The organism is Enterobacter sp. UPMP2061 (assembly GCF_053709615.1).
In genome coordinates this window covers 1-26,047 of sequence record NZ_JBSKJP010000006.1, presented here as the reverse complement: position 1 = coordinate 26,047, position 26,047 = coordinate 1, and the positions used below count along the sequence as shown (strand labels likewise).

Annotated in this window: 22 protein-coding genes and 1 pseudogene; 14 read left to right on the top strand and 9 right to left on the bottom strand. The window is 59.8% G+C overall.

The genetic code is table 11. From position 1 onward, the window contains the following. The first annotated feature begins 156 nt into the window (after window positions 1–156). Window positions 157–1,245, top strand: coding sequence for a cellulase family glycosylhydrolase (locus ACWKXX_RS13600; RefSeq protein WP_261666457.1), 1,089 nt, complete (start codon window positions 157–159; stop codon window positions 1,243–1,245). Window positions 1,246–1,290: 45 nt separating this feature from the next. Continuing rightward, window positions 1,291–2,685, top strand: a complete 1,395-nt coding sequence (locus tag ACWKXX_RS13595) for an MFS transporter (RefSeq protein ID WP_048220400.1) — start codon at window positions 1,291–1,293, stop codon at window positions 2,683–2,685. A 39-nt stretch (window positions 2,686–2,724) separates the two neighbouring features. On the opposite strand, the gene ACWKXX_RS13590 is transcribed toward ACWKXX_RS13595, so the two are convergent. From ACWKXX_RS13590 to ACWKXX_RS13575, 4 genes are read right to left on the bottom strand one after another with little or no spacing between them, the layout of a single operon-like run. Next, window positions 2,725–3,546: an alpha/beta fold hydrolase gene (locus tag ACWKXX_RS13590; RefSeq protein ID WP_063624049.1), complete on the bottom strand. Its 822-nt coding sequence runs from the start codon at window positions 3,544–3,546 to the stop codon at window positions 2,725–2,727. A gap of 30 nt (window positions 3,547–3,576) precedes the next feature. After that, window positions 3,577–5,196 (bottom strand): MFS transporter, encoded by a 1,620-nt coding sequence (locus ACWKXX_RS13585; RefSeq protein WP_023303025.1) that lies wholly within the window; start codon window positions 5,194–5,196, stop codon window positions 3,577–3,579. Further along, window positions 5,193–5,600, bottom strand: coding sequence for a DoxX family protein (locus tag ACWKXX_RS13580; protein ID WP_023295860.1), 408 nt, complete (start codon window positions 5,598–5,600; stop codon window positions 5,193–5,195). Before ACWKXX_RS13580 ends, ACWKXX_RS13585 begins: the two co-directional genes overlap by 4 nt. Then, entirely contained in the window at window positions 5,600–7,471 is a 1,872-nt protein-coding gene (locus ACWKXX_RS13575) for an amidohydrolase (RefSeq protein ID WP_023295861.1), read from the bottom strand. Before ACWKXX_RS13575 ends, ACWKXX_RS13580 begins: the two co-directional genes overlap by 1 nt. Before the next feature lie 220 nt (window positions 7,472–7,691). On the opposite strand from ACWKXX_RS13575, the gene ACWKXX_RS13570 reads away from it, so the two are divergent. The 5 genes from ACWKXX_RS13570 to ACWKXX_RS13550 all read left to right on the top strand — a co-directional run bounded on the left by ACWKXX_RS13570 (window position 7,692) and on the right by ACWKXX_RS13550 (window position 14,917). Then, window positions 7,692–8,378 carry a hydrolase gene (locus ACWKXX_RS13570; RefSeq protein ID WP_003863053.1) on the top strand — a complete coding sequence of 229 codons (687 nt, stop codon included), beginning with the start codon at window positions 7,692–7,694 and terminating at the stop codon, window positions 8,376–8,378. A 61-nt stretch (window positions 8,379–8,439) separates the two neighbouring features. Continuing rightward, window positions 8,440–8,661, top strand: a complete 222-nt coding sequence (locus ACWKXX_RS13565; protein ID WP_022646923.1) for a DUF1427 family protein — start codon at window positions 8,440–8,442, stop codon at window positions 8,659–8,661. Further along, window positions 8,658–8,918, top strand: coding sequence for a XapX domain-containing protein (locus tag ACWKXX_RS13560; RefSeq protein ID WP_003863056.1), 261 nt, complete (start codon window positions 8,658–8,660; stop codon window positions 8,916–8,918). The genes ACWKXX_RS13565 and ACWKXX_RS13560 overlap by 4 nt, the downstream gene beginning before the upstream one ends. Before the next feature lie 23 nt (window positions 8,919–8,941). Then, window positions 8,942–9,322: a response regulator transcription factor gene (locus ACWKXX_RS13555; protein ID WP_047056636.1), complete on the top strand. Its 381-nt coding sequence runs from the start codon at window positions 8,942–8,944 to the stop codon at window positions 9,320–9,322. Between the two features lie 9 nt (window positions 9,323–9,331). After that, window positions 9,332–14,917, top strand: a complete 5,586-nt coding sequence (locus tag ACWKXX_RS13550) for a trifunctional serine/threonine-protein kinase/ATP-binding protein/sensor histidine kinase (protein WP_261666456.1) — start codon at window positions 9,332–9,334, stop codon at window positions 14,915–14,917. Between the two features lie 3 nt (window positions 14,918–14,920). On the opposite strand, the gene ACWKXX_RS13545 is transcribed toward ACWKXX_RS13550, so the two are convergent. Together ACWKXX_RS13545 and ACWKXX_RS13540 are read right to left on the bottom strand one after the other, a co-directional pair. Further along, on the bottom strand, window positions 14,921–15,538 hold the full coding sequence (locus ACWKXX_RS13545; RefSeq protein ID WP_017383872.1) for a response regulator transcription factor: 618 nt from the start codon (window positions 15,536–15,538) through the stop codon (window positions 14,921–14,923). 179 nt (window positions 15,539–15,717) lie between these two features. Next, window positions 15,718–16,104: a VOC family protein gene (locus ACWKXX_RS13540; RefSeq protein WP_017383871.1), complete on the bottom strand. Its 387-nt coding sequence runs from the start codon at window positions 16,102–16,104 to the stop codon at window positions 15,718–15,720. Window positions 16,105–16,189: 85 nt separating this feature from the next. Between ACWKXX_RS13540 and ACWKXX_RS13535 the strand changes: the two are divergent. Both ACWKXX_RS13535 and ACWKXX_RS13530 read left to right on the top strand, forming a co-directional pair. Further along, window positions 16,190–16,795, top strand: a pseudogene (locus tag ACWKXX_RS13535) (ATP-dependent Clp protease proteolytic subunit); the annotation flags it as partial. 134 nt (window positions 16,796–16,929) lie between these two features. Beyond that, a complete protein-coding gene (locus ACWKXX_RS13530) occupies window positions 16,930–18,051 on the top strand; it encodes a ribosomal protein uL16 3-hydroxylase (RefSeq protein ID WP_023303029.1) in 1,122 nt (373 codons plus the stop codon). A 38-nt stretch (window positions 18,052–18,089) separates the two neighbouring features. Here ACWKXX_RS13530 and ACWKXX_RS13525 read toward each other — a convergent pair whose 3' ends face one another. Further along, window positions 18,090–18,275: a hypothetical protein gene (locus tag ACWKXX_RS13525; protein ID WP_015572568.1), complete on the bottom strand. Its 186-nt coding sequence runs from the start codon at window positions 18,273–18,275 to the stop codon at window positions 18,090–18,092. A 219-nt stretch (window positions 18,276–18,494) separates the two neighbouring features. On the opposite strand from ACWKXX_RS13525, the gene ACWKXX_RS13520 reads away from it, so the two are divergent. The 3 genes from ACWKXX_RS13520 (at window position 18,495) to foxA (ending at window position 22,050) form a co-directional block, all read left to right on the top strand. Further along, window positions 18,495–18,728 carry a DUF2171 domain-containing protein gene (locus tag ACWKXX_RS13520; RefSeq protein WP_003863067.1) on the top strand — a complete coding sequence of 78 codons (234 nt, stop codon included), beginning with the start codon at window positions 18,495–18,497 and terminating at the stop codon, window positions 18,726–18,728. 135 nt (window positions 18,729–18,863) lie between these two features. Next, window positions 18,864–19,820: a helix-turn-helix domain-containing protein gene (locus ACWKXX_RS13515; protein ID WP_040117184.1), complete on the top strand. Its 957-nt coding sequence runs from the start codon at window positions 18,864–18,866 to the stop codon at window positions 19,818–19,820. A gap of 121 nt (window positions 19,821–19,941) precedes the next feature. Further along, window positions 19,942–22,050 (top strand): ferrioxamine B receptor FoxA, encoded by a 2,109-nt coding sequence (gene foxA / locus ACWKXX_RS13510; RefSeq protein WP_103557149.1) that lies wholly within the window; start codon window positions 19,942–19,944, stop codon window positions 22,048–22,050. 76 nt (window positions 22,051–22,126) lie between these two features. Here foxA and ACWKXX_RS13505 read toward each other — a convergent pair whose 3' ends face one another. Continuing rightward, complete coding sequence (locus tag ACWKXX_RS13505) at window positions 22,127–23,542, bottom strand: aminotransferase-like domain-containing protein (RefSeq protein WP_261666455.1); 1,416 nt, start codon at window positions 23,540–23,542, stop codon at window positions 22,127–22,129. Window positions 23,543–23,718: 176 nt separating this feature from the next. Between ACWKXX_RS13505 and ACWKXX_RS13500 the strand changes: the two genes are divergently transcribed. Continuing rightward, on the top strand, window positions 23,719–23,880 hold the full coding sequence (locus tag ACWKXX_RS13500; RefSeq protein ID WP_063157536.1) for a DUF1127 domain-containing protein: 162 nt from the start codon (window positions 23,719–23,721) through the stop codon (window positions 23,878–23,880). 85 nt (window positions 23,881–23,965) lie between these two features. Here ACWKXX_RS13500 and pdxR read toward each other — a convergent pair whose 3' ends face one another. Then, window positions 23,966–25,354, bottom strand: coding sequence for a MocR-like pyridoxine biosynthesis transcription factor PdxR (gene pdxR / locus ACWKXX_RS13495; protein WP_261666454.1), 1,389 nt, complete (start codon window positions 25,352–25,354; stop codon window positions 23,966–23,968). Between the two features lie 102 nt (window positions 25,355–25,456). On the opposite strand from pdxR, the gene ACWKXX_RS13490 reads away from it, so the two are divergent. Further along, on the top strand, window positions 25,457–25,936 hold the full coding sequence (locus ACWKXX_RS13490; RefSeq protein WP_047062292.1) for a carboxymuconolactone decarboxylase family protein: 480 nt from the start codon (window positions 25,457–25,459) through the stop codon (window positions 25,934–25,936). The last annotated feature ends 111 nt before the right edge of the window (window positions 25,937–26,047 follow it).

The following is a 26,047-nucleotide window of genomic DNA, read 5'->3' as shown; positions in this document are numbered from 1 at the left end:
ATACCCTAACCGCACGCTTTAGCGCCGTCGATCACGTTTCTCATCCATCGAAGCGTGAACTTTGTGAGAGGCGTCGCTTTTCTGAGCGCCGCGATTTGCGCATTTATCCTGCAACTAATATTTATTAGCTAAATATTATCAGTAAGAGGATGCGTAATGAAAGAGCAGTGGAGCAGGGAGCAGGCACAGGCGTGGTATCAGCAAAAAGGCTGGCTGTGCGGGTTTAACTATCTGCCGTCGACGGCGGTGAACTGGACCGATATCTGGCAGGAGGAAACGTTCGATGCCGACACCATCGACCGCGAGCTGGGCTGGGCGGCGGACGCGGGCTATAACACCCTGCGCATCAACCTGCCGTTCATCGTCTGGGAGCACGACCGCGACGGGCTGATGACGCGCATCGACCGCTTTTTGACGATTGCCGACGGCCACGGGTTCAGCACCATGCTGACCCTGATGGACGACTGCGGCTTCTCCGGCGACGAGCCGTACCTCGGCCCGCAAAAGCCGCCCGTACCGGGCAAGCACAACAGCCAGGCGGCGGCGAGCCCGGGACGCGACAAGGTGTGCGATCGCGACTGTTGGCCACAGATTGAGCGCTATATCCGCGACGTTGTGCGCCAGTTCCGCGAGGATAAGCGCGTATTGCTCTGGGATCTGTATAACGAGCCGGGCAACCGCGGCATTTTCGCGACCGGCACGGAGGAGGTGTTGTACGACGAGAAGCTGGAAACCTGCGCGCACGAGTTGATGAAGCAGGCGTTCCGCTGGGTGCGTGAGGAAGACCCGACCCAGCCGCTCACCATCTGCGCGTGGCGTCTGCCGGCGGAAGAAGAGGGCGAGACGTTTTACCAGCACCCGCTGGACCAGACCGCACTGGCGCTGTCAGATGTGGTGAGCTACCACGCCTATACCAATACCGGGCGCATGACGGCGATTATCCAGCAGCTTCAGGCGCTGGGCCGCCCAATCTTCTGCACCGAATGGCTGGCGCGTCACGTGGGCGGCACCATCGAAGAGCAGCTCCCGCTGATGTACATGGCGAAGGTCGCGCCGTATCAGTGGGGGCTGGTGCGCGGTAAAACCCAGACCTGGCTGCCATGGCCGGTGGTGATGAAGGAGTCCACGGACTACTGCCGCCTGTGGTTCCACGACGTGTTTGAGGAGAACGGTATCCCGTTCTCACGCGCTGAAATCGCGCTGATGAAGAAGCTGCGCAAAATCGCCCCGAATCCGCAGGGCTAATAATAATGACCCGGCGCGCTGTCGCCGGGCAACCAGGTACGCACTATGGCAATGACAATGAAAATACCGTCTCGCGAGTTGTGGTCTTACTTTGGCTATGGTTTAGGTCAGTGTTTTAGCTTTGGTTTAGTGGGTTCGTTTATTAACTATTTTTACACCGACGTGCTGGGGATCTCGGCGCTGGCGGCAAGCACCATCTTCCTGATTGCCCGTGCGTGGGATGCGGTTCACGATCCGCTGTTTGCCAGCATTATGGACACCATTAACAGCCGGTTCGGCAAGTTTCGCCACTTTTTACTGATTGCGCCGCTGCTGATCACCGGCGTCACCCTGCTGGCGTTCTATAAAATCGAAGCGGATATGACCACCAAAATCCTCTACGCCGGGGTGACGTATATCCTGTGGGGGACGCTGTACGCCATCTCCGATATCCCGTTCTGGTCGATGTCGTCGGTGATGACCAACGACTCCGGGCAGCGCACCCGCGCGGTAACGGCAGCAATGCTCGGGGTAAACGCCGGGATTGCCTGCGCCAACATCTTCTTCCCGAAGCTGGCGGCGTTCTTTGCCCAGTACAGCAACGATAAAGGCTACTTTATGGCGGCGCTGGTGATGATGCTGGTGGGCCTGCCGCTGATGCTCAACGGCTTTATGCAGATCAAAGAGCGCGTGCCGCCGAGCCCGGAAAAGGTGACGATGCGCGACACCTTCCACAACCTGCGCCAGAACAAGCCGCTGTTTATCGTCCTGCTGTCGTTCTTTTTCTGCGTGTTCCATAACGTGGCGGGCGGTCTCTATATCTACTTCTTTATCAACAATATGGGTGACGGCAGCCTGCAAATGGCAATTGGCGTGATGGGAATAGTGGCGGCGGTGCTGTGCCTGGTCGCCCCGCTGCTGACCCGCCGGATGCAGAAGCGGAAGCTGTTTATGATCCTCTGCGGGCTGGACGTGGCGGTGCGCGTGGTGATGTGGTTCACGGGCTATCAGCACACGGCGCTGCTGTTTATCCTGCTCGGCCTGAGCACGCTGTTCGTGATGATGACCAACATTCTCACCTCGTCGATGATTGCCGACACCATCGAGTACGCGGAGTATCACACCCACAAGCGCTGCGCGGCGATCACCTTCTCCGGGCAGACCTTTACCGGCAAGATGTCGGTGGCGGTGGGCGGCGGGCTCATCGGCGTGTTTCTGACGATGATCGACTATGTGCCGCAGGCACAGTCACAGAGCGACAGCGTGCTGGCGGGGCTGTTCTTCGGGATTTGCTTGTTACCGGCGATAGGCTCGCTGATTCGAATGGGCTTTATGTCGCGCTTTACCTTTACCGAAGAGAAGCATGCGGAGGTGTGTCGGCTGCTGGCGGAGCGGAATGCGTCTGCGAAAGCGCCGGGTGGCGGCTGCGCCTTACCCGGCCTACAGGACCAGCCCTTGTAGGCCTGATAAGCGAAGCGCCATCAGGCTTCGCGTAATGACTTACAGCGACTTCACAAACGCCAGCAGATCTTCGTTGAGCTGGTCCTGGTGGGTCAGCGCGAAGCCGTGCGGCGCGTTGTCGTACACTTTCAGCGTGGCGTTTTTGATCATCTCTGCCGCCAGCTTGCCGGTCGTTTCAAACGGCACGATCTGGTCGTTGCTGCCGTGGATCACCAGCGTCGGCACGTCGATTTTCGCCATATCCGGGCGGAAGTCGGTTTCGGCGAAGGCGGTTACGCAGTCGATGGTGCCCTTCAGGGACGCCAGCAGGGCGATGTTCAGCGTCTGCGTCAGGGCACCGGCAGAAACGGTCTGCCCGGCGTTGGTGCCGTAGAATGGGGTGGAGAAATCGCTGATGAACTGAGCGCGATCTTTACGCAGTCCGTCGCGAATCCCGCTGAACACGCTCTGATCGACCCCTTCCGGGTAGCTTTCGGATTTGCCGAAAATGGGCGTTACCGCGCCCAGCAGGGCAAGACCGGCCACGCGTTCGCTGCCGTAGTTGTTGATGTAACGCGTCACGTCGCCGCCGCCCATGGAGAAGCCCACCAGCGTCACGTCGCGCAGATCCAGCGTGGTGATCAGGTCGTTAATGTCGGACGCAAAGGTATCGTAGTCATAGCCGTTCCACGGCTGATCCGAACGCCCAAACCCGCGACGGTCAAAGGCGATGGTGCGGTAGCCGCGCTCGGCCAGGAAGTTCAGCTGGCTGTCCCACATATCCCCGTCCAGCGGCCAGCCGTGGCTGAAAAGAACCGGTTTTCCCGCGCCGCAGTCTTTGTAATAAATCTGCGTACCATCTTTTGCCTTAAACGTTGCCATAGTGTGTTCCTCTACAGGTGATTGTTATGTTCAGACCGGCGCGACCAGATAACGAATTGCCGGTGATGTTGTGCCCTGATGAAAAGCCAGAACGCGGCTCTGCAACAGGAGGTCATTCATGGTGTGGCGCTCCTGCTGGCGCAGATGCTCAATCCAGGAACCCATCAGGAAGGTCTCGATAAACAGACCCGGACGTTCAATATCTTCGTACACCGCCCAGCTCATCGCCCCGGCGCGGCGGCGCACCCGGCGTAGTTCGTGCACGGCCTGCAAAAACGCTTTCGCGTTCTGTGGGTCGATGATGTACTCATGCGACACCAGCACCGGGCCACGCTCGTTCGGGAGTTCAATCTCCACCCCGTCCAGCGGCTGCCCGCTCAGGTCGAGATTTAAATCCGGATCTTTCTCCAGCTTCCAGCGGAACACCGTCATGCTCGCCAGCACCATCCCCAGCGTGGCGACAACCAGCGAAGCCGGAGTGCCGAACTGCGAGGCGATCTGGCCCCAGACGGCGCTGCCTGCGGTCATCGAACCGAAAAAGACCGTCAGATACACCGCCAGCGCCCGGGCTTTTACCCAGCGTGCGGCGCTGCGCTGCGCGCCAAGGTTGAGGGTGGAGAGCACCGCAATCCACGCGAAGCCGGTAAAGAACTCAAACAAGTTTAGCAGCCAAAAGTGACGTACAAATGCCAGCGCCAGCATGGTGATCGCAAACGTCAGGCTGGCGGCCACCATCAGCCGATCGGCGTTCAGCCGCTGGCGCAGACGCGGCAGCAGGATGGCCCCGGCAATGGCGCCAAGGCCGATACACGCCAGCATCACGCCGTAGCCCGCCGGGCCTAAGCCCAGCTCGCGGCGCGCCACCAGCGGCAGCAATGCCCAGCCCGCGCTGCCGAAAACAAAAAAGGCCACGGTGCGCACCAGCACGTTGCGCAGCACCGGCGCGGCGTGCACGTAGCGAATCCCGGAGCGCACCGCAGAGAAGAAGTGCTCCGGTGGCAAACGCTGCACGGACGGTGCCGGACGCCAGCGCCACAGCACCCACGCCACGCCCATCACGGACAGCGCGTTCAGGGCAAACACCATCCACGGCCCGGCAAGCGACAGCAGAAAACCGCCCAGCGCAGGGCCAATTGCCCGGCTGATATTGACCCCGAGCGAGTTAAGCGCCACGGCGGAACCCAGCTCGGGCTTGCTCACCAGGTCAGGGACAATCGCCTGAAACGGCGGCGAACTCATGGCCGCACCCACGCTCAGCAGAAATGTCGCCGCCAGCAGAACGGTGGGGGTGACGTGTCCGGTAAAAGAGAGCAGCGTCAGCCCGGCGGCGGCAATGAACACCCACAGCTGGGAGAAGAGCAGGTATTTACGTCGATCAACGATGTCCGCCATCACCCCGGACGGCAGGGCGAAAAGGAACATCGGCAGGCTGCTCGCCGCCTGCACCAGCGCGATATCTAAAGGATCGGCGCTGAGCGTCAGCATGCTCCAGTTGATACCGACGTCGCTCATCCATGAGCCGACGTTAGAGACCACCGTGGCGATCCACAGCATGCGGAACACCGGCTGGCTCAGCGGCTGCCAGGGTGAAACCGCGGGGGCGGGCGTCGTCTCGACGTGTGCGTCGCGAACGTCGTTTACCTGGGTCATGCGAACCTCTCCGTTGTTTTACGCTGCACTCGCCACTGGCCCGGCCCGGTAAGGGCGAGGGTGGTGAAGATAATCAGCAGCAGCCAGCCAAACTGCCCCTCGGCAATCGACCAGTTCGGGTGGACCGCCAGCATCGCCACCAGCAGCACGGCGATAATCGGCAGGCACGCCAGGCGGGTGTAAATCCCCGCAATGATAAACAGCGGGCAGATCACCTCGGCGACGATCGCCGGGATCAGACTGGCATACGGCCCAAAACCAAACGGATCTTCGATGCGCGTCAGCTCTTCGCTGAAGTGCAGCACCTTCGGCAGACCGTGCACGTAAAGCAGCAGCAGACTGCCGGTCAGGCGCAGAAAGAACAGCCCCGGATCGATCCGGGGCGAAGCGTCATTTTGTTTCATCAGAATGCAAAGCAGCTGCAACCCAGCGCACCCCAGAAAGCGTTATCGTCGGATACCGGCATCTCTGACGTGCGGGCAAAGTCATGCTGGTGGTTGTGAACCCCGCACGGGCCGCTACAGTGGTGAGCCATACTCATACCCACGCGTGCGGCCTGCGGCGGCGCGCTGCGGTAGTGGCCCGGCACCTTCACCACCGGGGACCACTCGGGCAGGACCGGAATGGCGGGCGGCGCGAGTGGGCCAAAAGCGCCTGCGGCATAGACGATATCGCCGTTCACCACGGTGAGGACGGACTCGATGCCCTTGATCTCCTCCTCCGGCACGCGGAAGTAATCTTTGCTGAGCACCGCCAGATCCGCGAGCTGGCCCGCTTTGATCTGCCCCTTCTGGTTCTGCTCGCTGGAGAACCACGCGCTGCCCTGGGTCCAGAGCATCAGGGCGGTATCGCGATCCAGACGGGCGCTGTGATCGTACATCTGCATCCCGCCAACGGTGCGGCCGGAGACCAGCCAGTAGAGCGCGGTCCATGGGTTATAGCTCGCCACGCGGGTGGCGTCCGTTCCCAGGCCCACCGGCACGCCGGTCTCGAGCATTTTTGCCACCGGCGGCGTGTGGCGGGTGGCTTCGATGCCGTAGCGCTCGGCAAAGTATTCCCCCTGGAAGGCCATGCGGTGCTGCACGGCAATACCGCCGCCGAGTGCTTTGATGCGGTCAATGTTGGCCTGCGACACGGTTTCGGCGTGGTCGAAGAACCAGTGCAGCCCGTTGAACGGAATGTCACGGTTCACCTTCTCGAACACGTCCAGCATGCGGCTGATGGATTCGTTGTAAGTGGCGTGCAGGCGGAACGGCCAGCGGTGCTCCACCAGATGGCGCACTACGCGCTCCAGCTCGTCCTCCATGCCCGGCGCGAGATCCGGGCGCGGCTCGAGGAAGTCTTCAAAATCGGCGGCGGAGAAGACCAGCATCTCGCCCGCGCCGTTGTGGCGGAAGAAATCGCTGCCCTGGCCCGGCGTAAGCATATCGGTCCATTTTTCAAAGTCTTCCAGCTCGTGGCCCGGACGCTGGGTAAACAGGTTGTAGGCGATGCGGATGGTCATCTGCTTTTTCTCGTGCAGCTCGGCAATCACCTCGTAATCTTCCGGGTAGTTCTGGAAGCCGCCGCCCGCGTCGATGGCGCTGGTCAGCCCCAGACGGTTCAGCTCGCGCATGAACTGGCGCGTGGAGTTGACCTGCTGCTCCAGCGGCAGCTTCGGCCCTTTCGCCAGCGTGGCGTACAAAATCATGGCGTTCGGACGGGCAATAAGCATTCCGGTCGGGTTGCCGTTGGCGTCGCGCTGGATCTCCCCGCCCGGCGGGTTTGGCGTGTCTTTGGTGTAGCCGACCACCTTCAGCGCGGCGCGGTTGAGCAGGGCGCGGTCGTACAGGTGGAGGATAAACACCGGGGTGTCAGGCGCGGCGTCGTTAATTTCGTCGAGGGTCGGCATGCGGCGCTCGGCGAACTGGAACTCGCTCCAGCCGCCCACCACGCGCACCCACTGGGGCGACGGCGTGCGCAGGGCCTGCCCTTTTAGCATCCGCAGGGCGTCGGCCAGGGACGGCACGCCTTCCCAGCGCAGCTCGAGGTTGTAGTTCAGGCCGCCGCGGATCAGGTGCAGGTGCGAGTCGTTCAGGCCGGGGATGGCGGTGTGGCCTTTTAAGTCGACCACCTTAGTGCCGTCGCAGTGGTGTTGCATCACCTCGGCGACGGTACCCACTTCCAGAAATTTTCCGTCGCGCACGGCAACGGCTTCCGCGACAGGATTCTCGCGATCGACGGTGTGAAACTGGCCGTTAACCAGAATGAGATCGGCTTTACCGAGGGTAACCATAATAGCTCCAGACTCAGAGGGGAATGGTCAGGATTATGGGAACCGGTTTCGGCAAAGATCCAGTTATACAATAGGATAGGTATACCAAAGTATAACTATACCTAAGGTTAACTATACGAAGAGATAATTACACCACAGCGCTGTGGGTCATAGGATGAACGCGATTTTATCGGCGTGCTGTTCGCGGCGATTTTAACCTTTAACCTCACTGGATAATCTTATGACCACTTCTAAGCTCGAAGTCTTAACCCCTGCCAACTGTCAGATCATCTTCATCGATCACCAGCCACAGATGGCGTTCGGCGTGCAGTCTATTGACCGCCAGGTGCTGAAAAACAACACCGTGGCGCTGGCGAAAGCGGCTAAGGTGTTCAACATCCCAACCATCATCACCACCGTTGAGACCGAAAGCTTCTCCGGCAATACCTATCCGGAGCTGCTGGACGTGTTCCCGGGCCAGGACATCCTGGAGCGTACCTCCATGAACTCCTGGGACGACCAGAAGGTGCGCGACGCGCTGAAGGCCAACGGCAAGAAGAAGGTGGTTGTCGCTGGCCTGTGGACCGAAGTGTGCAATAACAGCTTTGCCCTGTGCGCGATGCTGGAAGGCGACTACGAAATTTATATGGTGGCAGACGCCTCCGGCGGCACCTCCAAAGAAGCCCACGACTTCGCGATGCAGCGCATGATCCAGGCGGGCGTGATCCCGGTGACCTGGCAGCAGGTGATGCTGGAGTGGCAGCGTGACTGGGCGCGCAAAGAGACCTACACCGCGGTGATGGATATCGTGCGCGAGCACTCCGGTGCCTACGGAATGGGTGTGGATTACGCCTACACCATGGTGCACAAAGCGCCGTCTCGTCAGAAGAGCGAGCACCGCACCTTAGCGCCGGTTCCGGCACGCTAAGTCCCGCTGGCGGGCTGGTCCCTCATCCGGCTCGCCGCTGCCTTTTTCTCTGGAGTTCACAATGAGTACAGGGTTGATATCCCTCGCGGCAGGCGTGTTGATTGGCCTGATGTATGCCGTGCTGAAGGTGCGTTCCCCCGCGCCGCCCGCGCTGGCGCTGATTGGCCTGCTGGGGATGCTGGCGGGGGAACAGGCGATGCGTCATCTTTTATCCCGCGATAATCCCGCGGGCGTGCAGGTGACGGTTCCCCACGTTCAGCACCTGACCGGAGCGTCATCATGAAGGCCTGGATTATTTCGCTGGTGTGCGGGGTCGCGGCTGGGGTACTTTACGCCCTGCTCGACGTGCATTCCCCGGCGCCGCCGGTCGTCGCGCTGCTTGGCCTGTTCGGCATGCTGGTGGGTGAACAGCTGATCCCCATCGGACGGCGTCTGGTGAGCCGCGAACCGTTGACCCTGGCCTGGTTTCGTCATGAATGCGTACCGAAGATCAGCGGTACCGCGCCCCCAGCGCCCGCGAAGGAAAGCCGCGACGCGTAACGATTTGTTTGAGGAAAGACAGCATGACGCTGCCGTGGCGCATTGCCATCATTGATGACGAACGCTCTGTTCGCAGCGGGCTCAGTAACCTGCTGCAATCGGAAGGGTATGCTACCGATACCTTCGATTCGGCAGAGGTGTTTTTGAGCCACCCTCTCGCCCTGTCCGGCGCGTCGCTGGTGATCACCGACATCAAGCTGCGCGGCATGAACGGCATCGAGCTGTTTGAGAAGCTGCGGTTGCTGGCCACGCCGCCACCGCCAGTACTGTTTATCTCCGGTCATGCTGATGAAAATATGCAGCGGTATGCACTCAGTCTGGGCGCCGCTGCATTTTTGCGTAAGCCGATTAACATCGATATTCTGCTGGATCATATTCAGCGGGAGCTGACCCGCCGACAATAAGGATCGCGGATGAACGAACACGAGCAGCCTGCATTCTGGCCCGCCCAGGGGAATCTTCACCAGGGGCGGGTTTTTGTCCTTAAAGAGGATGTGATTTTTACCGTGCTGGCGCAGGAGGGCGGTATCGCCTGGATGCACGCGCGGCATCCTCACTCCGGCGGCTCGTTCATTATTGCCACCGCGGTGAGCGACGAAGAGGAAGAGCGGGCCACCCGGCTGCTCAAAAACGAGTTTGCGCTGCGCGACGCGCTGCAGGACAGCTGGGCCATCCGCGCCGTCGCCTCCACCCAGTACCGGGGGCGCTTCGCGCTGGTGTATGCCCCGTTTGCGTTTGAGCTGCTGGCGCGGCGTGCGGGCCGGGCGATCTCGGGCATCGCGCGCTTTATCGAGATGGCGATCCAGATCTGCGTTCCGCTGCGCCAGATGCATCTGCAAAACCTGATCCACGGCGACATCAAGCCCGGCAGTATTTTTGTTCATCACGATGCCACCTGCCGTCTGGGCAGCTTTGGCCTTTCCAGCAGCCTCTCAGATGCCATCACCCAGACCCGGCTTCCCGTTTCAGGGGGCACGCCCGCCTATATGTCGCCGGAGCACACCACCCGCACCCGGCGCCCCGTCGACGGCCGCAGCGATCTCTATAGCCTCGGGATGGTGCTTTATGAACTCCTGACCGGACGCCTGCCGTTTGAGCTGGGGGAGGACGAGCAGACCCACTGGGCGCACTACCATATTGCCTCCGCGCCGCTGGCTCCGGACGCGATCCGCCCGGACGTGCCGGGAATGCTGTCGACCATCATCCTGAAGCTGCTGGAAAAGAATCCTGATAATCGCTACCAGACGGTCGACGGGCTGATTGCCGACCTCCGCCGCTGCCAGGCGACGCTGACCTGCGAGGGCGAGATCGTTGCCTTTACGCCCGGCCAGCAGGACCGCACCCCGGCGATCCATCTGGCGGACTCCCTGTTCGCGACGCATCCGCAGGCGAACGACGTCATTGCCGCGTTTGAGCGGGTGAGGCAGAGCCTGGTGCCGGAGCTGGTGACGATCGGCGGGCCGTCGGGGATCGGCAAATCGTCGATCATCGCGACGGCGCTCAAAACGCTGCAGCAGCGTACGGTGCTGCTGGCGGTGGGCAAAGTCGATCAGTTTTCACCGTCGCTGCCCTACGGCGTATTAAGCTCCGCGTTCCGCACCCTGACGCTGCACCTGCTGGGGCTGCCCGCAGAGGACGTGGCGAAGTGGAAAATCCGCCTGTCTCGCGCCCTGGAGGGGCACGAGGCGCTGGCCGTCAGCCTGGTGCCCGAGCTGGGCCTGCTGCTGGAGAGCCAGCCGCGTTTCTCGGCCGATACGTTTTCCATTGATGCCCGGGCGCGCTTCAGCCATATGGTGCTGGCGCTGGTAAAAACCTTTGCCTCGCAGGGCTGCCCGCTGGTGCTGGTGCTCGACGATCTCCAGTGGAGCGACGCCGCCAGCCTGCACACGCTCAAATATCTGCTGATGAACTGTGGCGCTGTTCCGCTGCTGGTGGTCGCGGCCCACCGGGATATCAGTTCCGTGTCCGACGCCGCCCTGCAGGCGCTGCTGGCAGGCCTGCCGGAGGCGGCGCAAAACGCGAGCGAGATTGTCCCGCAGGCGCTTTCCGTGAAAGCGGTGGCGCGCTGGCTGGCGACGGTATTTCGCACCCGCAGCGCGGCGACGACCGACCTCGCCACGCTGATCCACGAGAAGACGGGCGGCAACCCGCTCTTTGTGCACGAGTTTTTCCGCCGCATCGTTGATGACGGCCTGGTGGTGCACAACAAATATCAGGACAAGTGGCACTACGATCTGCAGGCGATCCGCGCCAGGCATTACACCGAAAACGTCGTCACTCTGGTGCTGGAGCAGCTCGAAGAGCTGCCCGACGAGACGCGCCGCCTGCTGGGCAGCATCGCCTGCCTCGGCGGCACGGGCGAGATGGAGATGATCTGCCGCGTGGTTGGCCTGTCGATGGCGGAAATGCGCTATGCGCTGCACCCGGCGGTAATGGCCCAGCTCATCGTGCTGACGGAAAAAAAGTATGCCTTCACCCACGACCGGGTGCAGGAGGCGGCCTTTGCGCTGCTGGATCAGCATGAGAAAAGCCATATTCACCTGACCACCGCCAGCCTGCTGGCCGACGCCGCGCGTCAGGCGGCGGGGAACGAGCTGCTGTTCCGCGCCGTTCACCACGTCACAGCCGCGCTGGACAGCATCCAGCCCGTGCCGCAGCGCCAGATGTTCCGCGAGCTGAGCCTGCTGGCCGCTCAACGCGCGAAGCGTTCGGGAGATTACCTTTCGGCGCTCGGCTATATCCAGACCGCCAGAGCGCTGGGGAATGCGGGCCCGGTCTCGGACTTTATGCTGGATATTGAAGAGGCGGGCTGTGAGTTTGCGCTCGGACACCTGGAGCGCACGCGTGCGCTGTGCGATGCGATCCTCGGTTCACCGGGCGGGCTGACGGAGAAAGCGCTGGCCGCCAACCTGCTGGCGGAAGTTTATATGCGCCAGTCGGAGATCCGCCTGGCGCTGGAGGCGTCGTTATGCTGGCTGGGCGTGTTCGGGATCCAGATCAGCCGCTACCCGGAAAATACCGAATGTGACGAGGCCTGGCAGCAGTTCTGTCAACGCACCGCCGACGCGCCGCAGAACCCGTTTTCTCAGCTTAAGCTGATGGAGAACGCAGAGACCGAAGCGGTGATGAACCTGCTTTACAGCGCCAGTATTTTCGCCAGCTTTACCTGCCCGCGCCTGCACTTTTTACTCCTGTGCCGGATGATGCACCTCACGCTCGATCACGGCATAACCGGTGCTTCCACCACGGCGATGGCCTGGTTTGGCGTGCTGATTGGCCACCGCTACGCCGAATACCGTCTCGGGTTTGAGTACGGCACGCTGGCTCGTGAGCTGGTGAACCGCCACGGCTATGATGCCTATGAAGCCAAAACTCTGCTGCCGCTCGACCAGCTCAGCGTCTGGACCCAGCCGCTGTCGTACACTATCGAGTGCGCCAAGGCCTGCTTTACCTCAGCGGTGACCCACGGCGACATGACGATGGCCTGCTTCGCGGCCTGTCATCAGATCATTAACTTCCTCTTCCGGGGCGATCATCTGGATGGCGTGCTGACCAGCATCGATCGCGGTCTGGCCTTTGTGCGCAAAACGGATTACCAGGACATTGAAACCGTTCTGCACATTCAGCGCTGCTACGTGGAGTTTTTACGCACGCCGGTGACGGGCCCATGGAGCGCCGCCCAGGCGCTGCCTGACGATCTGCTGCCCGCGCCGCCGGAGCAGGCGCCCGAGCAGACCTCGACTATGCTCTTCTGGTACTGGCTCTATCGCGGGATGGCGCACTTTTCCTGCGGCGAATACGCCGACGCACAGGCGGATTTAGAAATGACGGGCTGGTATGCGTGGTCCGCGCCGGGTCATATTCATCTGCTGGATTACCATTTTTACAGCGCGCTGGCGCTCTCCCGCCAGCTCACGCCGGAAACCTTTTCGGCGGATTATCGCCGCAGTATTCATCACCATTACGACAAAATTGCCCTCTGGGCGCGGATCAATCCGGGCACATTTGCCGATAAAGAGGCGCTGATTTATGCCGAAATCGTCCGTCTGGACGGCATGAACAGCATCGCGCTGGAGCAGTATGAAAAAGCGGTGCGACTCTCGCGGGAGGGCGGGTTTAACCCGATCAATGCCCTGGCGCACGAGCTGGCCGGGCGTTTCTCGCTGGCCTGCGGCTACCCGACCGCCTCCGACGCCCATTTCCGCGGCGCGATTGCCGCCTGGGGGCGCGTCGGGGCGCAGGCCAAGGTGCGCCAGCTGGAGCAGGATTTCCCCCATCTGCTGGCCTCCGGGCAGAGCCGCGCGTATGACACGGCGGCGTTTGCCCAGAACGAGGTGATCCGCGATTTACAGAGCGTCATCAAAGCCTCACGCGCCTTATCCGAAGAGATCAACCTTGAACGTTTAATCGAAAACCTGATGACGCTGCTGCTTGAACGGGCCGGGGCGCAGCGTGGCCTGCTGCTGCGCGTCAGCGATAATCACATCCCGGAAATTGAAGCCAGCGCCTGGACCAGTACCGACGGCGTGCGGGTGCGCATCCTGAAAGCGTCACCGATGGCGACGGACATGCCGCTGTCGGTGCTGGCCGCGGTGATCCGCACCGGGCAGGAGATCCGCACCGGCAAACCGGAGGAGTTCCACCCGTTCAGCCAGGATCCGTATCTGGTGACGTCCGGCGCCGCCGTGATGTGCGTGCCGATGTTCAAACAGGCGCGGCTGGTGGGGATTCTGTATCTGGAAAACCGCCTGATGCCGGAGGTGTTTACCGCCGAACATTCGCGCGTGGTCAGCCTGCTGGGCGCGCAGGCGGCGGTTTCGCTGGAGACGGCGCGGCTCTACGCCGAGCTGCTGGCGGAAAACATCCAGCGCCGACGGGTGGAGAAAGAGCTGCGCGCCAGCCAGACCTCGCTGATGCTGGGCGAGCAGATCAGCCATACCGGCAGCTGGCGCTGGGAGCTGGTGCAGGATCTGATGTTTATGTCCGAAGAGTACGCCCGTATCCTTGGCCTGCCGGAGCAGCAAAAGATGATCTCAATGGCGGAGTTTTTGACCTTCGTGCATGAGGATGATTATGGCCGGATCAGCACCCTCGTTAATCAGAGCGTGCGTGACGGGCTGTCGATGCGCGCGGAGTTTCGCATCATCCGCACCGACGGCTCCGTTCGTTACATCCTCGGGATTGGCGATCCGGTGGGGGTGGGCAGCGAGGTGAATGAGTATTACGGCATCATTACCGACATCACCAGCCAGCGGGCGGCGGAGGATGCGATGCGGGTGGCGCAGGCGGATCTGGCGCGGGTCTCACGAGCCACTACCGTCGGGCAACTGACCTCCTCGATCGCGCACGAGATCAACCAGCCGCTGATGTCGATTGTCTCGAACGCCGGCGCGAGCCTGCGCTGGCTCAACCGCGATCCGGCGCGGCTGGAAAAAGTGCGCGAGGGGCTGGAGGAGATCGCCGCCGAGGGCGAGCGGGCAGGGGAGATCATCCGCAGCATTCAGTCTCTGACGCGCAAACAGGACCCCACGTTTACGCGAATCGATCTGCACTTCCTGATCCACCACATCATTATGCTTTCCCGCAGCGAACTTGAGCTGCGACACATAAGCGTTGATTATCTTCTGAACGCTGACGACAGCTTTATCATCGGCGACAGCGTGCAGATCCAGCAGGTGTTGCTTAACCTGGTGATGAATGCGATGGAAGCGATGGCGGAAGTGACGGATCGCCCGTGCAGCATCACGATCGCCACCGCGAACTGCGCTGAGGGGAAGGTGATCTTTGAGATCGCCGATACCGGCAGCGGCATTGAGCCGGAGCTCACCGAGCGGATCTTTGACTCGTTCTATTCGACCAAAGCGCAGGGAATGGGGATGGGGCTGACCATCAGCGCCAGCATTATTGAACGGCACCGGGGGAAACTGAGCGCGCGCCGCAGAGAGCCGTACGGCACGGTGTTTACCTTCGCGTTGCCGCTTGCCGGACAGGAGATGTAACGGTTATTCCGCTGGCTGATGTTTGGTCAGGCGCTCGACGGCCCTGACCAGTTCAGCCACGGAGCGGACCTGCATTTTCTCCATCACCCGGCGGCGGTGCACTTTCACCGTAATCTCACTGACGCCCAGCTCGGCGGCGATCTGCTTGTTGAGCTTGCCGCTGACGGCCAGCTCAAGCACCTCATGCTCGCGCGGCGTGAGGGACAGATGGCGCTGTTTCAGGGCGTAGTGCTCTTTGACGCGGGCGGCGTTGTGCTGTGCCAGCCTGAGCGCGGATTCGATGGAGCCGATGAGCGCGCTGGATTCAACGGGCTTAGTGAGAAATTCGTAGGCCCCGCCTTTGATCGCCCGGACGGACATAGGGATGGTGCCGTGGCCGGTGAGAAAGATGATCGGTATTTCCCGCCCGCTGTCTTTCAGCGCATCTGCGACATCAAACCCGGTTATCGTGGGCATTTGCATATCGAGGATCACGCAGGAGGGCAGATCCTCAAAGGGATGGCTGAGAAAGGCCTCTGCTGAGGAAAAGCCAAGGGCATGTATATCCGCAGATTCCAGCAGCCTGACAACGGACTGCCTGACTGTGTCATCGTCATCAACCACATAAACAATGTGTTCCATTCACCGCCCCGGTGTTGATTTAAATGTCGAGGATATAAACAGTCACTATGGCTACGTAAGAGACTGTTTATGCTGACTTTCATCTTAACACATTAAATATCATTATCATTTAGCAATATGATAACCATATGAAGTATAGCGAGCTGGAGCGGAGGCGATGAAGGAACGAAACGCTGTTTTTATGCACCGACAAGCTCAATACGGTTGCCGTCCGGGTCCGCAATCACCGCTTCATAGAAACCGTCCCCGGTCATACGCGGGGCGCTGAGCAGGGAGCCGCTTGCCTGCGCCTGCGCTGCCATACTGTCCACCTGCGCTTTGCTGCCGACGTTGATGGCGATATGCGCCCAGCCGACAAATTCCGGGTGCGAAGGTGCACTGGGCAGGCCCGGCAGCGTCATCAGCTCGATGGTCGGCCCGTCATCCAGGGTAATAAAGTGAGATTTAAACCCCGGACGATTTTTGCTGACGTAGCGGTCATTACTGCGGCCGCCAAACACCGTTTCCCAGAACTGAACCTGCGCGTCCAGGCTGCGGGTCCAGAGTGCGACATGTGCAATATTCATAAGATCCCTCGTTATTTGTCTGTGAGGACTTTCACCGGTAAAACAGGCTACACTCTGGTTTTGAGCGCGACAAGCTGAGGAAACAACAATGCACTACACACTGAAAGAAAGCGACAAGGAAAAAGCGGAAGGAACAAACGGCGCGGGCGCTCTACAGCAAAAACTGCTGGAATCCCGTTCGATTGTCATCTCCGGAGAGATTAACCAGGAGCTGGCCCAGAAGGTCATCACTCAGATGATCCTGCTGCAAAGCGTCAGCAACGATCCGATCAAGCTGTACATCAACAGTCAGGGCGGCCACGTAGAAGCGGGCGACACCATCCACGACTTCATTAAGTTTATCCGTCCGGAAGTGCATGTGATCGGCACCGGCTGGGTGGCGAGCGCCGGGATCACCATCTTCCTGGCGGCGAAAAAAGAGCACCGCTACGCTCTGCCGAATACCCGCTTTATGATCCACCAGCCGCTGGGCGGCGTGCGCGGTCAGGCAACGGATATCGAAATCGAAGCGCGCGAGATCATCCGCATGCTGGAGCGCGTGAACAAGCTGATTGCTGACGCCACCGGCCAGCCGCTGGAGAAAGTGAAGAAAGACACCGACCGTAACTTCTGGATGTCACCGGCGGAAGCGCTGGACTACGGCATCGTGGGTAAACTGATTACCCATTATGACGAGCTGAACCTGGATTAAGTTTAAGCCCGCGTGTGCGTCGGGTGACGGCTTCGCCTTACCCGACCTACGCGCGCTCGATTGACCCATGACAAGTTCCCCCCTCGCTGTCTCTTCTATAATCGCGCCTGTCTCCCCTCTCACTGGTGCTACCCATGGCGTATCAACTGAACCTGAACTGGCCGGAATTTCTTGAAAAATACTGGCAAAAACAACCCGTTGTGCTGAAAAATGCCTTCCCGAATTTTGTCGACCCCATTACCCCTGATGAACTGGCGGGTCTGGCGATGGAGCCGGAAGTTGATAGCCGCCTGGTAAGCCATGCTAACGGCAAGTGGCAGGCGAGCAATGGCCCGTTTGAGCATTTCGATAACCTCGGTGAAACCGGCTGGTCCCTGCTGGCGCAGGCGGTGAACCACTGGCATATGCCCGCAGCAGAGCTGGTGCGTCCGTTCCGCGTCCTGCCGGACTGGCGTCTTGATGACCTGATGATCTCCTTCTCCGTCCCGGGTGGCGGCGTTGGGCCGCATATCGATCAGTACGATGTGTTTATTATCCAGGGGATGGGCAGCCGCCGCTGGCGCGTGGGGGACAAGCTGCCGATGCGTCAGTTCTGTCCGCATCCGGCCCTGCTGCATGTCGATCCGTTTGAGCCGATCATCGACGAAGATCTGGCCCCGGGCGATATCCTCTACATTCCGCCTGGATTCCCGCATGACGGCTTCACCCATGAAACCGCGCTCAACTACTCTGTCGGTTTCCGCGGGCCGAACGGTCGCGATCTGATCAGCAGCTTTGCCGACTACGCGCTGGAGAACGATCTGGGCGGCGAACATTACAGCGATCCGGATCTGACCTGCCGCGAACACCCTGGCCGCGTGGAGCAGTACGAGCTCGATCGCATTCGCCAGATGATGATCGACATGATTAGCAAGCCAGATGATTTTACGAAATGGTTTGGCAGCTTCGTCTCCACGCCGCGTCACGAGCTGGATATTGCCGCCGCCGAGCCGCCGTATTCCGTAGAAGAGGTGCTCGACGCGCTGCAAGGGGGCGAAACGCTCTCCCGCCTGAGCGGGCTGCGCGTGCTGAACATCAACGGCAGCGTCTTTATCAACAGCGAACAGCTGGAAACGGCGGATGTGAACGGTGCGGATGCGCTGTGCCGCTTCACCGAGCTCGGCCAGGCTGAGCTGGGCGATGCGCTGAATAATCCGGCGTTTGTGGAAGAGCTGACCGGTTTGATTAACCAGGGCTACTGGTTCTTCGACGAGTAACAGCAGGCGGCGTTTAGTCAGGCTAAACGCCGCCAGGTTCAGACCAGCATATTACAGGCCTTCCAGTAGTTAAGAAGCCGCTCATCGTCGCGCTCTTTCTCCGCTTTGATTTTCATCGCCCGGGCAAGATTTTCTCGCGATACTTCATGGCCTTTTTGCACGATGTCTAAAACCGCTTCACCAAGAGCCAGTGAAATTTCTGCCCGATTATTGCGAATCGTCATAAATACCTCCTCGTTGGTTGCGATAATTTAATTATGAACGGGGAATAATCAGTCGGTAATAATTCATCTCATTCTTATTTTTTCATTTCGGCGTTAAGTAGACTTAATATTCGGTTCTGTCAATGATGTTTCAAAATGCTAATAAGACGTTTAAGCCTGAATTTATGCGCTACAGTTAATTTCGTGCAACAGGCAAATAACCGAAACAGGAGAATAATTATGGTAGATAAAAGCGCAATTAAGGATCACACTCAGGTTGTCGCCAGCTGCGGAACGCACGTCGGGGTTGTGGACCATCTTGATGGTGAGCGTATCAAGCTTGCGAAGAGCGATCCGGAATCGGGCGGCAAGCACCACTTTATTCCTCTCGGCTGGGTTGATAAGGTCGAAGATAATAAAGTTGTCCTGACCAAAAACCATAAAGAGGTTTTTGCTGAGTGGCAGGAAGCATAAATATATTTCTCGCAAGGAAATATATGCCTTCGCTCCGGCTTCGTCCGGAGCGTAATAGTGTCTGCGCCCGGTGATTGCTGCCATTACAAATGGATGGTACTGTTTTGCCTGTCCTTTCCCCGATGCAGGCCCCAAATGATGCTCCAGAGTGAAAATAGATCAGCGAAACGCATATTTTTTGTTGAAGATTTTCAGGTATTCGGCGAGCGCTACGGCATCGACTACCGTTTCCCCCAGTTAAAAGAGGCGCAGGTCAGCTGTAGCCCCGTGTTGCAGGGGAATGTTGAAGAGATGATGCTCTCGTCCGGCATTTCGCTGACCCACTCCGACGTACGTGTACTACAGCCCTATGAAACCACCTCTCGCCACAGCAGCCCGCTCTATATGCTGGTGGTGCTGGAAGGGTGCGTGACGCTCACGCTCAATGGTATCAATTATCCCGTCCGCCCGGGCATGGCGTTCAGCTCACGTCTGAGTGAAGATCAGGTGATGAGCGCGCGTCACGATGCCGACAGCACGCTGAAAACGCTCTCGTTTGGCGTCTACCCGCACGATGCCGGACGTGAAGCCCTGCTTGAGTCATTGCTTCTGGAATGGCAAAGCCTGAATGCACCCGCGTTTGTCTGGCAGGTTCCCGAGTTTGTGATGTCAGGTATTCTGCATGCGCAGCGGCAGGGGGGAAGCGTGCTCTCACGCAAGCTGTTGCTGGAGGGGCTGATGTATCAGCTGCTCGGCCATGGCCTCAACCAGCGCCAGCAGCCTTGCCCGCGCCGGCCTGAGCATGCGCGTCTTGAACGCGTGCGGAGCCTGCTGGAACAGTCTCCTGAACGGGATCATACTCTCGCGCAGCTGGCAGCCCTTGCCGCAATGAGCCCAAGCAGCCTGCGCAGCAAGTTCCGTCAGCGCTACGGCTGCACGCTCTTCGATTACCTTCGCGACTGTCGCCTTGCGCTGGCGCGCCGCTATCTGCTGGAAGGCCACAGCGTGCAGCAGGCGGCGTGGATGTGCGGGTATCAGCATGCCACCAACTTTGCCACCGCGTTTCGTCGTCATTACGGGATTTCACCGGGGGACGTGCGCAAACTCCGCTAACGTAATTTCTCCTGTCGCGCGAATGCATTTCGTGTGGTTTAGCATCGCGCATACGTAACCTGGCGGCACGCATAGCCGTTTGCACTCTCAAAAAGGTAATAATTCTTATTAACAATAAGAAATATCTCTGGAGAGGGTTATGTTTGTTAAATCGCGTCTGGCACTGCTGGTGGGATGGGTTACCGGTAGCGTTGCTTTTCCTTTACTGGCGCAGGATGCCCAAAAAACTGACACCGTGGTGGTGACCTCGCAGATGCAGTCTGCGGCCACCAAGCTTGAAACACCGGATATTGAAACCCCGCAGTCGGTCTCTATCGTCACTCGCGAGCAGTTCGAAGAGCAGGGCGCAACCAGCGTGCGTCAGGCCGTGAGCTACACGCCGGGGGTCTACAGCAACCAGATCGGGGCGTCAAACCGCTTTGACTACATGGTGCTGCGCGGTTTCTCGGACGGCAGCCTGGACAACGTCTACCTCGACGGCCTGAAGATGATGGGCGACACCAACTCCCACAGCTCGCTGGTGGTTGACCCGTGGTTCCTGGACAGTATCGAAGTCGTGCGCGGTCCGGCCTCCGTGCTCTATGGCCGCTCATCGCCGGGCGGGATTGTGGCGCTCACCTCCCGTAAGCCATCGTTCGATCCTGGCGGGGAGATCAAGCTCTTCGCCGGTAACAATAACCAGCGTGGGGCGATGTTCGACGTCACTGGCCCGGTTGATGATAACGACCGCGTGGCGGTGCGCCTCAGCGGGATGACCCGCTATGCCGATTCCCAGTTCGATCCGCTGAAGGAAGAGCGTTACGCCCTGATGCCGAGCCTGACCTGGCGTATCACCGACAACACCCGTCTGGATCTGATGGCCTACCTGCACCGCGATCCAGAAGGCGGCAGCCACTCCGGCCTGCCATATGAGGGCACCGTTGTACCGCACAGCGGTAAGAAAATCTCCAACACCTTCTTCGAGGGCGAGGACGATTACGACAAGTACGATCGTCGGGAAAACATGGTCGGCTATAACATCGAGCACCTGTTTGACAGCGGCTGGTCCGTGCGCCAGAAGCTGCGCTACCTGCACACCAAAGTCGAGCTGAACCAGGTGTATGCCGCAGGCTGGCTGAATGACACCGAGCTGAACCGCGGCTATTCCGGCTCCGACGAGAAGATGAACGCCATCACCCTGGATAACCAGGTCGACGGCAGCTTCGATACCGGGGCGGTAAACCACCGCGTGCTGATCGGCATGGACTACCAGGACCGCACCAACAACGTCACTGGCTACTACGGCGGCTTCCCGCCGATTGACGCTTTCCATCCTGTTTACGGCGCGAAGCCGGACTACATCACCCAGTACAGCAGGGAAAAACACAAGCTGCGCCAGACCGGCTACTACCTACAGGATCAGATGTCCATTGACCGCTGGCGCCTCACGCTGGGCGGGCGTTACGACCAGGTGAGCGTGTCGAACGTCGACAACTTCAACCACACCCGCAGCGATCTGGATAAAAATAACTTCAGCAGCCGCGCGGCGCTGCTGTATCTGTTTGATAACGGCGTCGCGCCGTACGTCAGCTACTCTACCGCCTTTACGCCGACCAGCTTTGCCGACGAGCAGGGCAACATTTTGGATCCGATGAAGGGCAAGCAGTGGGAAGCGGGTGTGAAGTATGAGCCGGAGGGGATGAACAGCCAGTTCAGCGCCTCGGTGTTCCGCATTAACCAGAAGAACATTGCCACTAAAGAGGAGCCGACCGATCCGTACCGTTCCATCGGTGAAATCGAATCCGAGGGTGTTGAGCTGGAGGCGATTGGTCAGCTGACCGACAGCCTGCGTATGCAGGCCGCGTACACCTACACGGATATTCGCTACAAGAAGAGCAGCCCGGAAGAGGAGGGCAAGCGCGCCGTTTATGCCCCGCGTAACATGGCCAGCGCCTGGCTGAGTTACGACGTCAAAACCGGCCCTCTGGATGGCCTGACCGTCGGCTCCGGCGTGCGCTATGTCAACGGGATCGCCAGCGATCGCCAGAACACCCATACGCTTCCGTCGTACACGCTGGTGGATATGACCGTGGGGTATGACCTGTCGAAAGTGGGGCTCACGGGCGTGAGCGCGCAGTTGAACGTCAATAACCTGACGGACAGAAGCTACGTCGCGGCGTGTAACTCGCTCTCTTACTGCTACTTCGGTGCAGAACGCAGTATTGTGGGCAGCGTTTCGTGGAAGTTCTGAGTCGTTGACCATTGCCCGGTGGCGGTTTCCACCCTCTCCCTTTGGGAGAGGGTTGGGGTGAGGGCAACAGGCCGCACTACTCCTCCATCGCAATCACAATTGCCTCGCCCATCTTCCTCAGCGCTTCGCGGTTCTTCTCCGTCGGCGGCAACGCCACGTTGATCCGCAGGCAGTTGCGGTACTTCCCGGAGGCAGAAAACAGCGACCCGGCCGCAGCCTGGATCTTCAGACGGCACAGCTGCTTGCTGACGCACACCATATCGACCGTCTCCGGCAGCTCAACCCACAGCAGGAAGCTTCCTTGCGGGCGGGTGACGCATATCTCTGCCGGAAAATACTGCCGCACCCAGCAGGTATAGGTTTCCATATTCTGCTGATAAATCTGACGCATACGGCGCACGTGGCGATGGTAATGGCCGTCGCGAATAAACGCCGCCACCGCCATCTGCGTGCCCGGCACGTTAAACCCGCCCGCGGCGTACTTCATGTGCATCACCCGGTCGTAATAGCGCCCCGGCACGATCCAGCCGACGCGCAGGCCCGGCGCCACGGTTTTGGTAAACGAGCTGCATAAGAGCACGCGGCCATCTATGTCCATAGAATGAATGGTGCGCGGACGCGGGTACTCCGCCGCCAGCTCGCCGTAAATGTCATCCTCAACAATCACGATATCGTGCCGCTGTGCCAGGGCTAAGACCTGCTTCTTGCGAGACTCCGGCATGATAAACCCGAGCGGGTTATTGCAGTTCGGCACCAGGATCACCGCCTTGATCGGCCATTGCTCCAGCGCCAGCTCTAACGCCTCGATGCTGATCCCGGTCTCGGGATCGGTGGGAATTTCAATGGCCTTGATGTCAAAGCCGCGCAGCATCTGCATGGTGCCGTGAAACGATGGTGACTCGACCGCCACGATGTCACCCGGCTTGCACACCGAGAGCAGAGCGATCGACAGCGCGCCGTGGCAGCCGTTGGTGATGACAATCTCGTTTGCCGCCACGGTGGAGCCGCCATCCAGCATCAGACGGGCGATTTGCTCGCGTAGCTCCAGGCGCCCGTCGAGCACGTCATAGCTCAGCATTTCGCCCGGATTATGCTGCGCAAGGCGGCTCATCTCACGCCACAGCGGCTTCAGGCTCGGTTGGTTAATGTCCGGTGAGCCGCCGCCAAAGGAGATCATCTCTTTGTCGGCGCGGGCGTCCAGCAGCATCATCACTTCGTCCCACTGGGTGACGTCCACGGGGCGCTGCACCGGGCGCGTCATCGCCGGGACGGGCGGCTGGGCTTTGCGTTTCGAGACAAAATAGCCGGAGCGCGGCTGAGGCGTAATCAGCTGGCGGTTTTCGAGGATCTGGTAGGCCTGCTGTATGGTGCTGATGCTCACGCCGTGCTCCTGGCTCAGCGTGCGTACCGACGGCAGACGTTCACCGCTGCGATACAGCCCTTGTTCGATACGTTCCGCCAGGAGGTTGGCCAGATGTTGATAGCGCGTCATGCTGTATCCTTTTTTTTCACCATACAGAGCATTAAACCAGTACAGATTGATGGGTAAACCACCATGCAGATACCGTTTTAGCGGATCTGTATGGTAAACAAAAGCAGTTTTTGAATCTGTATTGTACTGGCCGTTTTCCATGATGATAACTCCACTGGCACAGCGAGGAGAGCATCATGGAATTCTACGAGAATCGTTCAAAACGTCCGTTTATCGCGTTTGTCTGGGTAGCGAACACGCTGCGTAACTGGTATCGCATCAACCGTACCCGCCGTATTCTGAGCCAGATGAGCGACGAGCAGCTCAAGGACGTCGGGTTATCGCGATATGATGTGTGAGCATAGGGTTGCCCGGTGGCGCTACGCTTACCGGGCCTACAGGAGACCGTAGGCCGGGTAAGGCGCAGCCGCCACCTGGCGGTTTTCAGCTCAACAGCGCAAGCGTCTGCCGTTTCGGCCTTTCCAGCAGCTCAACCGCCTCCTGATATGACCGCAAGTTGTTATAGCCCATCACCAGCCCGTAGCGTTTGCCCGACCCGCGATACCACGCCGAAAGCGCATTGACCTGCAATTGCTGTTCCTGCCAGCAGCGGGCGATCTCCCGGTCAGCGCTTCCCTTTGCGAGGAACGCGACAATATGCATTCCACCGTCGTTTTGCTCGGTGAAGAACAGATCACCATAGACCTCACGCAGGGCGGCAATCATCCAGTCGCGGCGGGTTTGATAGAGCGCGCGCATCTTTTTCAGATGACGGAAAAAATGCCCCTCGTTGAGAAACGTGGTGAGGATTTTTTGCGTCAGGACCGGCTGGCCGCTGGTGAGGATGTCCGCGCTGTCGGTAAACGCGCCGACGGTGCTGGCGGGCATCACCACGTAGCCCATGCGCAGTGAAGGCATGATGGTTTTGCTGAAGGTGCCCATAAAGATCACCCTGTCATGCTGGTCGAGGCTTTTCAACGACGGCAGCACTTTGCGGGTGTAGTGAAATTCGCCGTCATAGTCATCTTCGATAATCCATGCCTCGTTTTGTGACGCCCAGTCGAGCAGCTGCTGCTTGCGCGGCAGGGAGAGCGTCACCGCCAGCGGACTCTGGTGCGACGGGGTAACGATGGCGAAGCGGGCATCGTGGTGGTTACGCAGCAGGTAGTCCGTATCCATCCCTGCGCGATCGACCGGCACGGTGTGCAGGCGGGGCACAATGCGCTTGAGCAACTGCTGGCCCATAAAGTAGCCCGGATCCTCAAATACCACCTTATCGCTGCGGCTGGCGAGCGTGTCGAGGATCAGGCGCAGGCTGCCGCTGTAGCCGCTGGTGATCAGCACCTGTTCTGCGGTGCAGGACAACCCGCGCGAGATATTGAGATAGCGGGCAATCGCCTCGCGCAGCGGATACCAGCCCAGCACCGGCGGGTTGAGCATTTCATCCTGTCGCATGGCGCGCGTCGCCTGGCCTGCCAGCAGCAGCCATTTTTTATAGGGGAAGCTGTCGAGCGCGGGAATGCCGGGGCGCAGAAAACCGGCCCGTTCGCGCTGGCTAATCAACGACGCCGGCAGCGTGCCGGTCGCTTGTTCTGCCGGAGCGTTTTGCGCGGGCAGCAGAAGATCCGGATTCACCCGCGTGCCGCGCGCGCCCTGGCTCACCAGATACCCTTCGCCCGTCAGAATGGCATACGCCGTCTCGACGGTTTTGCGCGCCACCTTCAGCTCTTCAGCCAGCACGCGGATGGCAGGCACTTTGTCGCCGGGCTTCAGTACGCCGCGCGTAATGTTGTCGCGATAGCGGGTATAAATGTCGTGATAGCCCGGCTTCATGTCCTACCTCATTTCATGTTTTTTGTATCTTTTTACTATGTCATTAACGGCGTAGATTTGCCTCATCGCATGATAAAAACCGCACAAAAAAGAGGAAAGACAATGAGCACCCGCGTAAACCACCACAAAGCCACACCTGCACTCGCCAACGCGCTTTCCGCCCTGAGCATGGAAGTGGCGAAAACCTCCCTTGATCCGGCGCTGAAGCACCTGATCGACATTCGCGTGTCACAGCTGAACGGCTGCACCTTCTGCCTGGATATGCATTCGAAAGAGGCCAAAATTGCTGGCGAGCGCGAGCTGCGCCTGTACCATCTGGCGGCATGGCGCGAGTCCCCGCTGTTCAGCGCCCGCGAGAAAGCCGCGCTGGCCTTCACCGAAGCGCTGACCCAGATTGGCGTTCACGGCGTGAGCGACGCGCTGTACCGCAGCGTGGCGGAGCACTTCTCGGACGTGGAGATTTCAGAGCTGAACTTCGCCATCGTAGCGATCAACGCCTGGAACCGCCTGGGCATTACCTCCCGCATGGAGCCGGGCTCGCTGGATGCGGCATATGGGCTGAACAAGGCTAACCTGGAGTAATCCCGCGCTCGCGGATTATCGCCACCAGCGCCCGTAAGCCTGGCGGGACGTGACGATGGCGAGTAGGGGATTCAGGCGTTTATGGAGCCGAGGTCGATGGTGGGCTAAAAC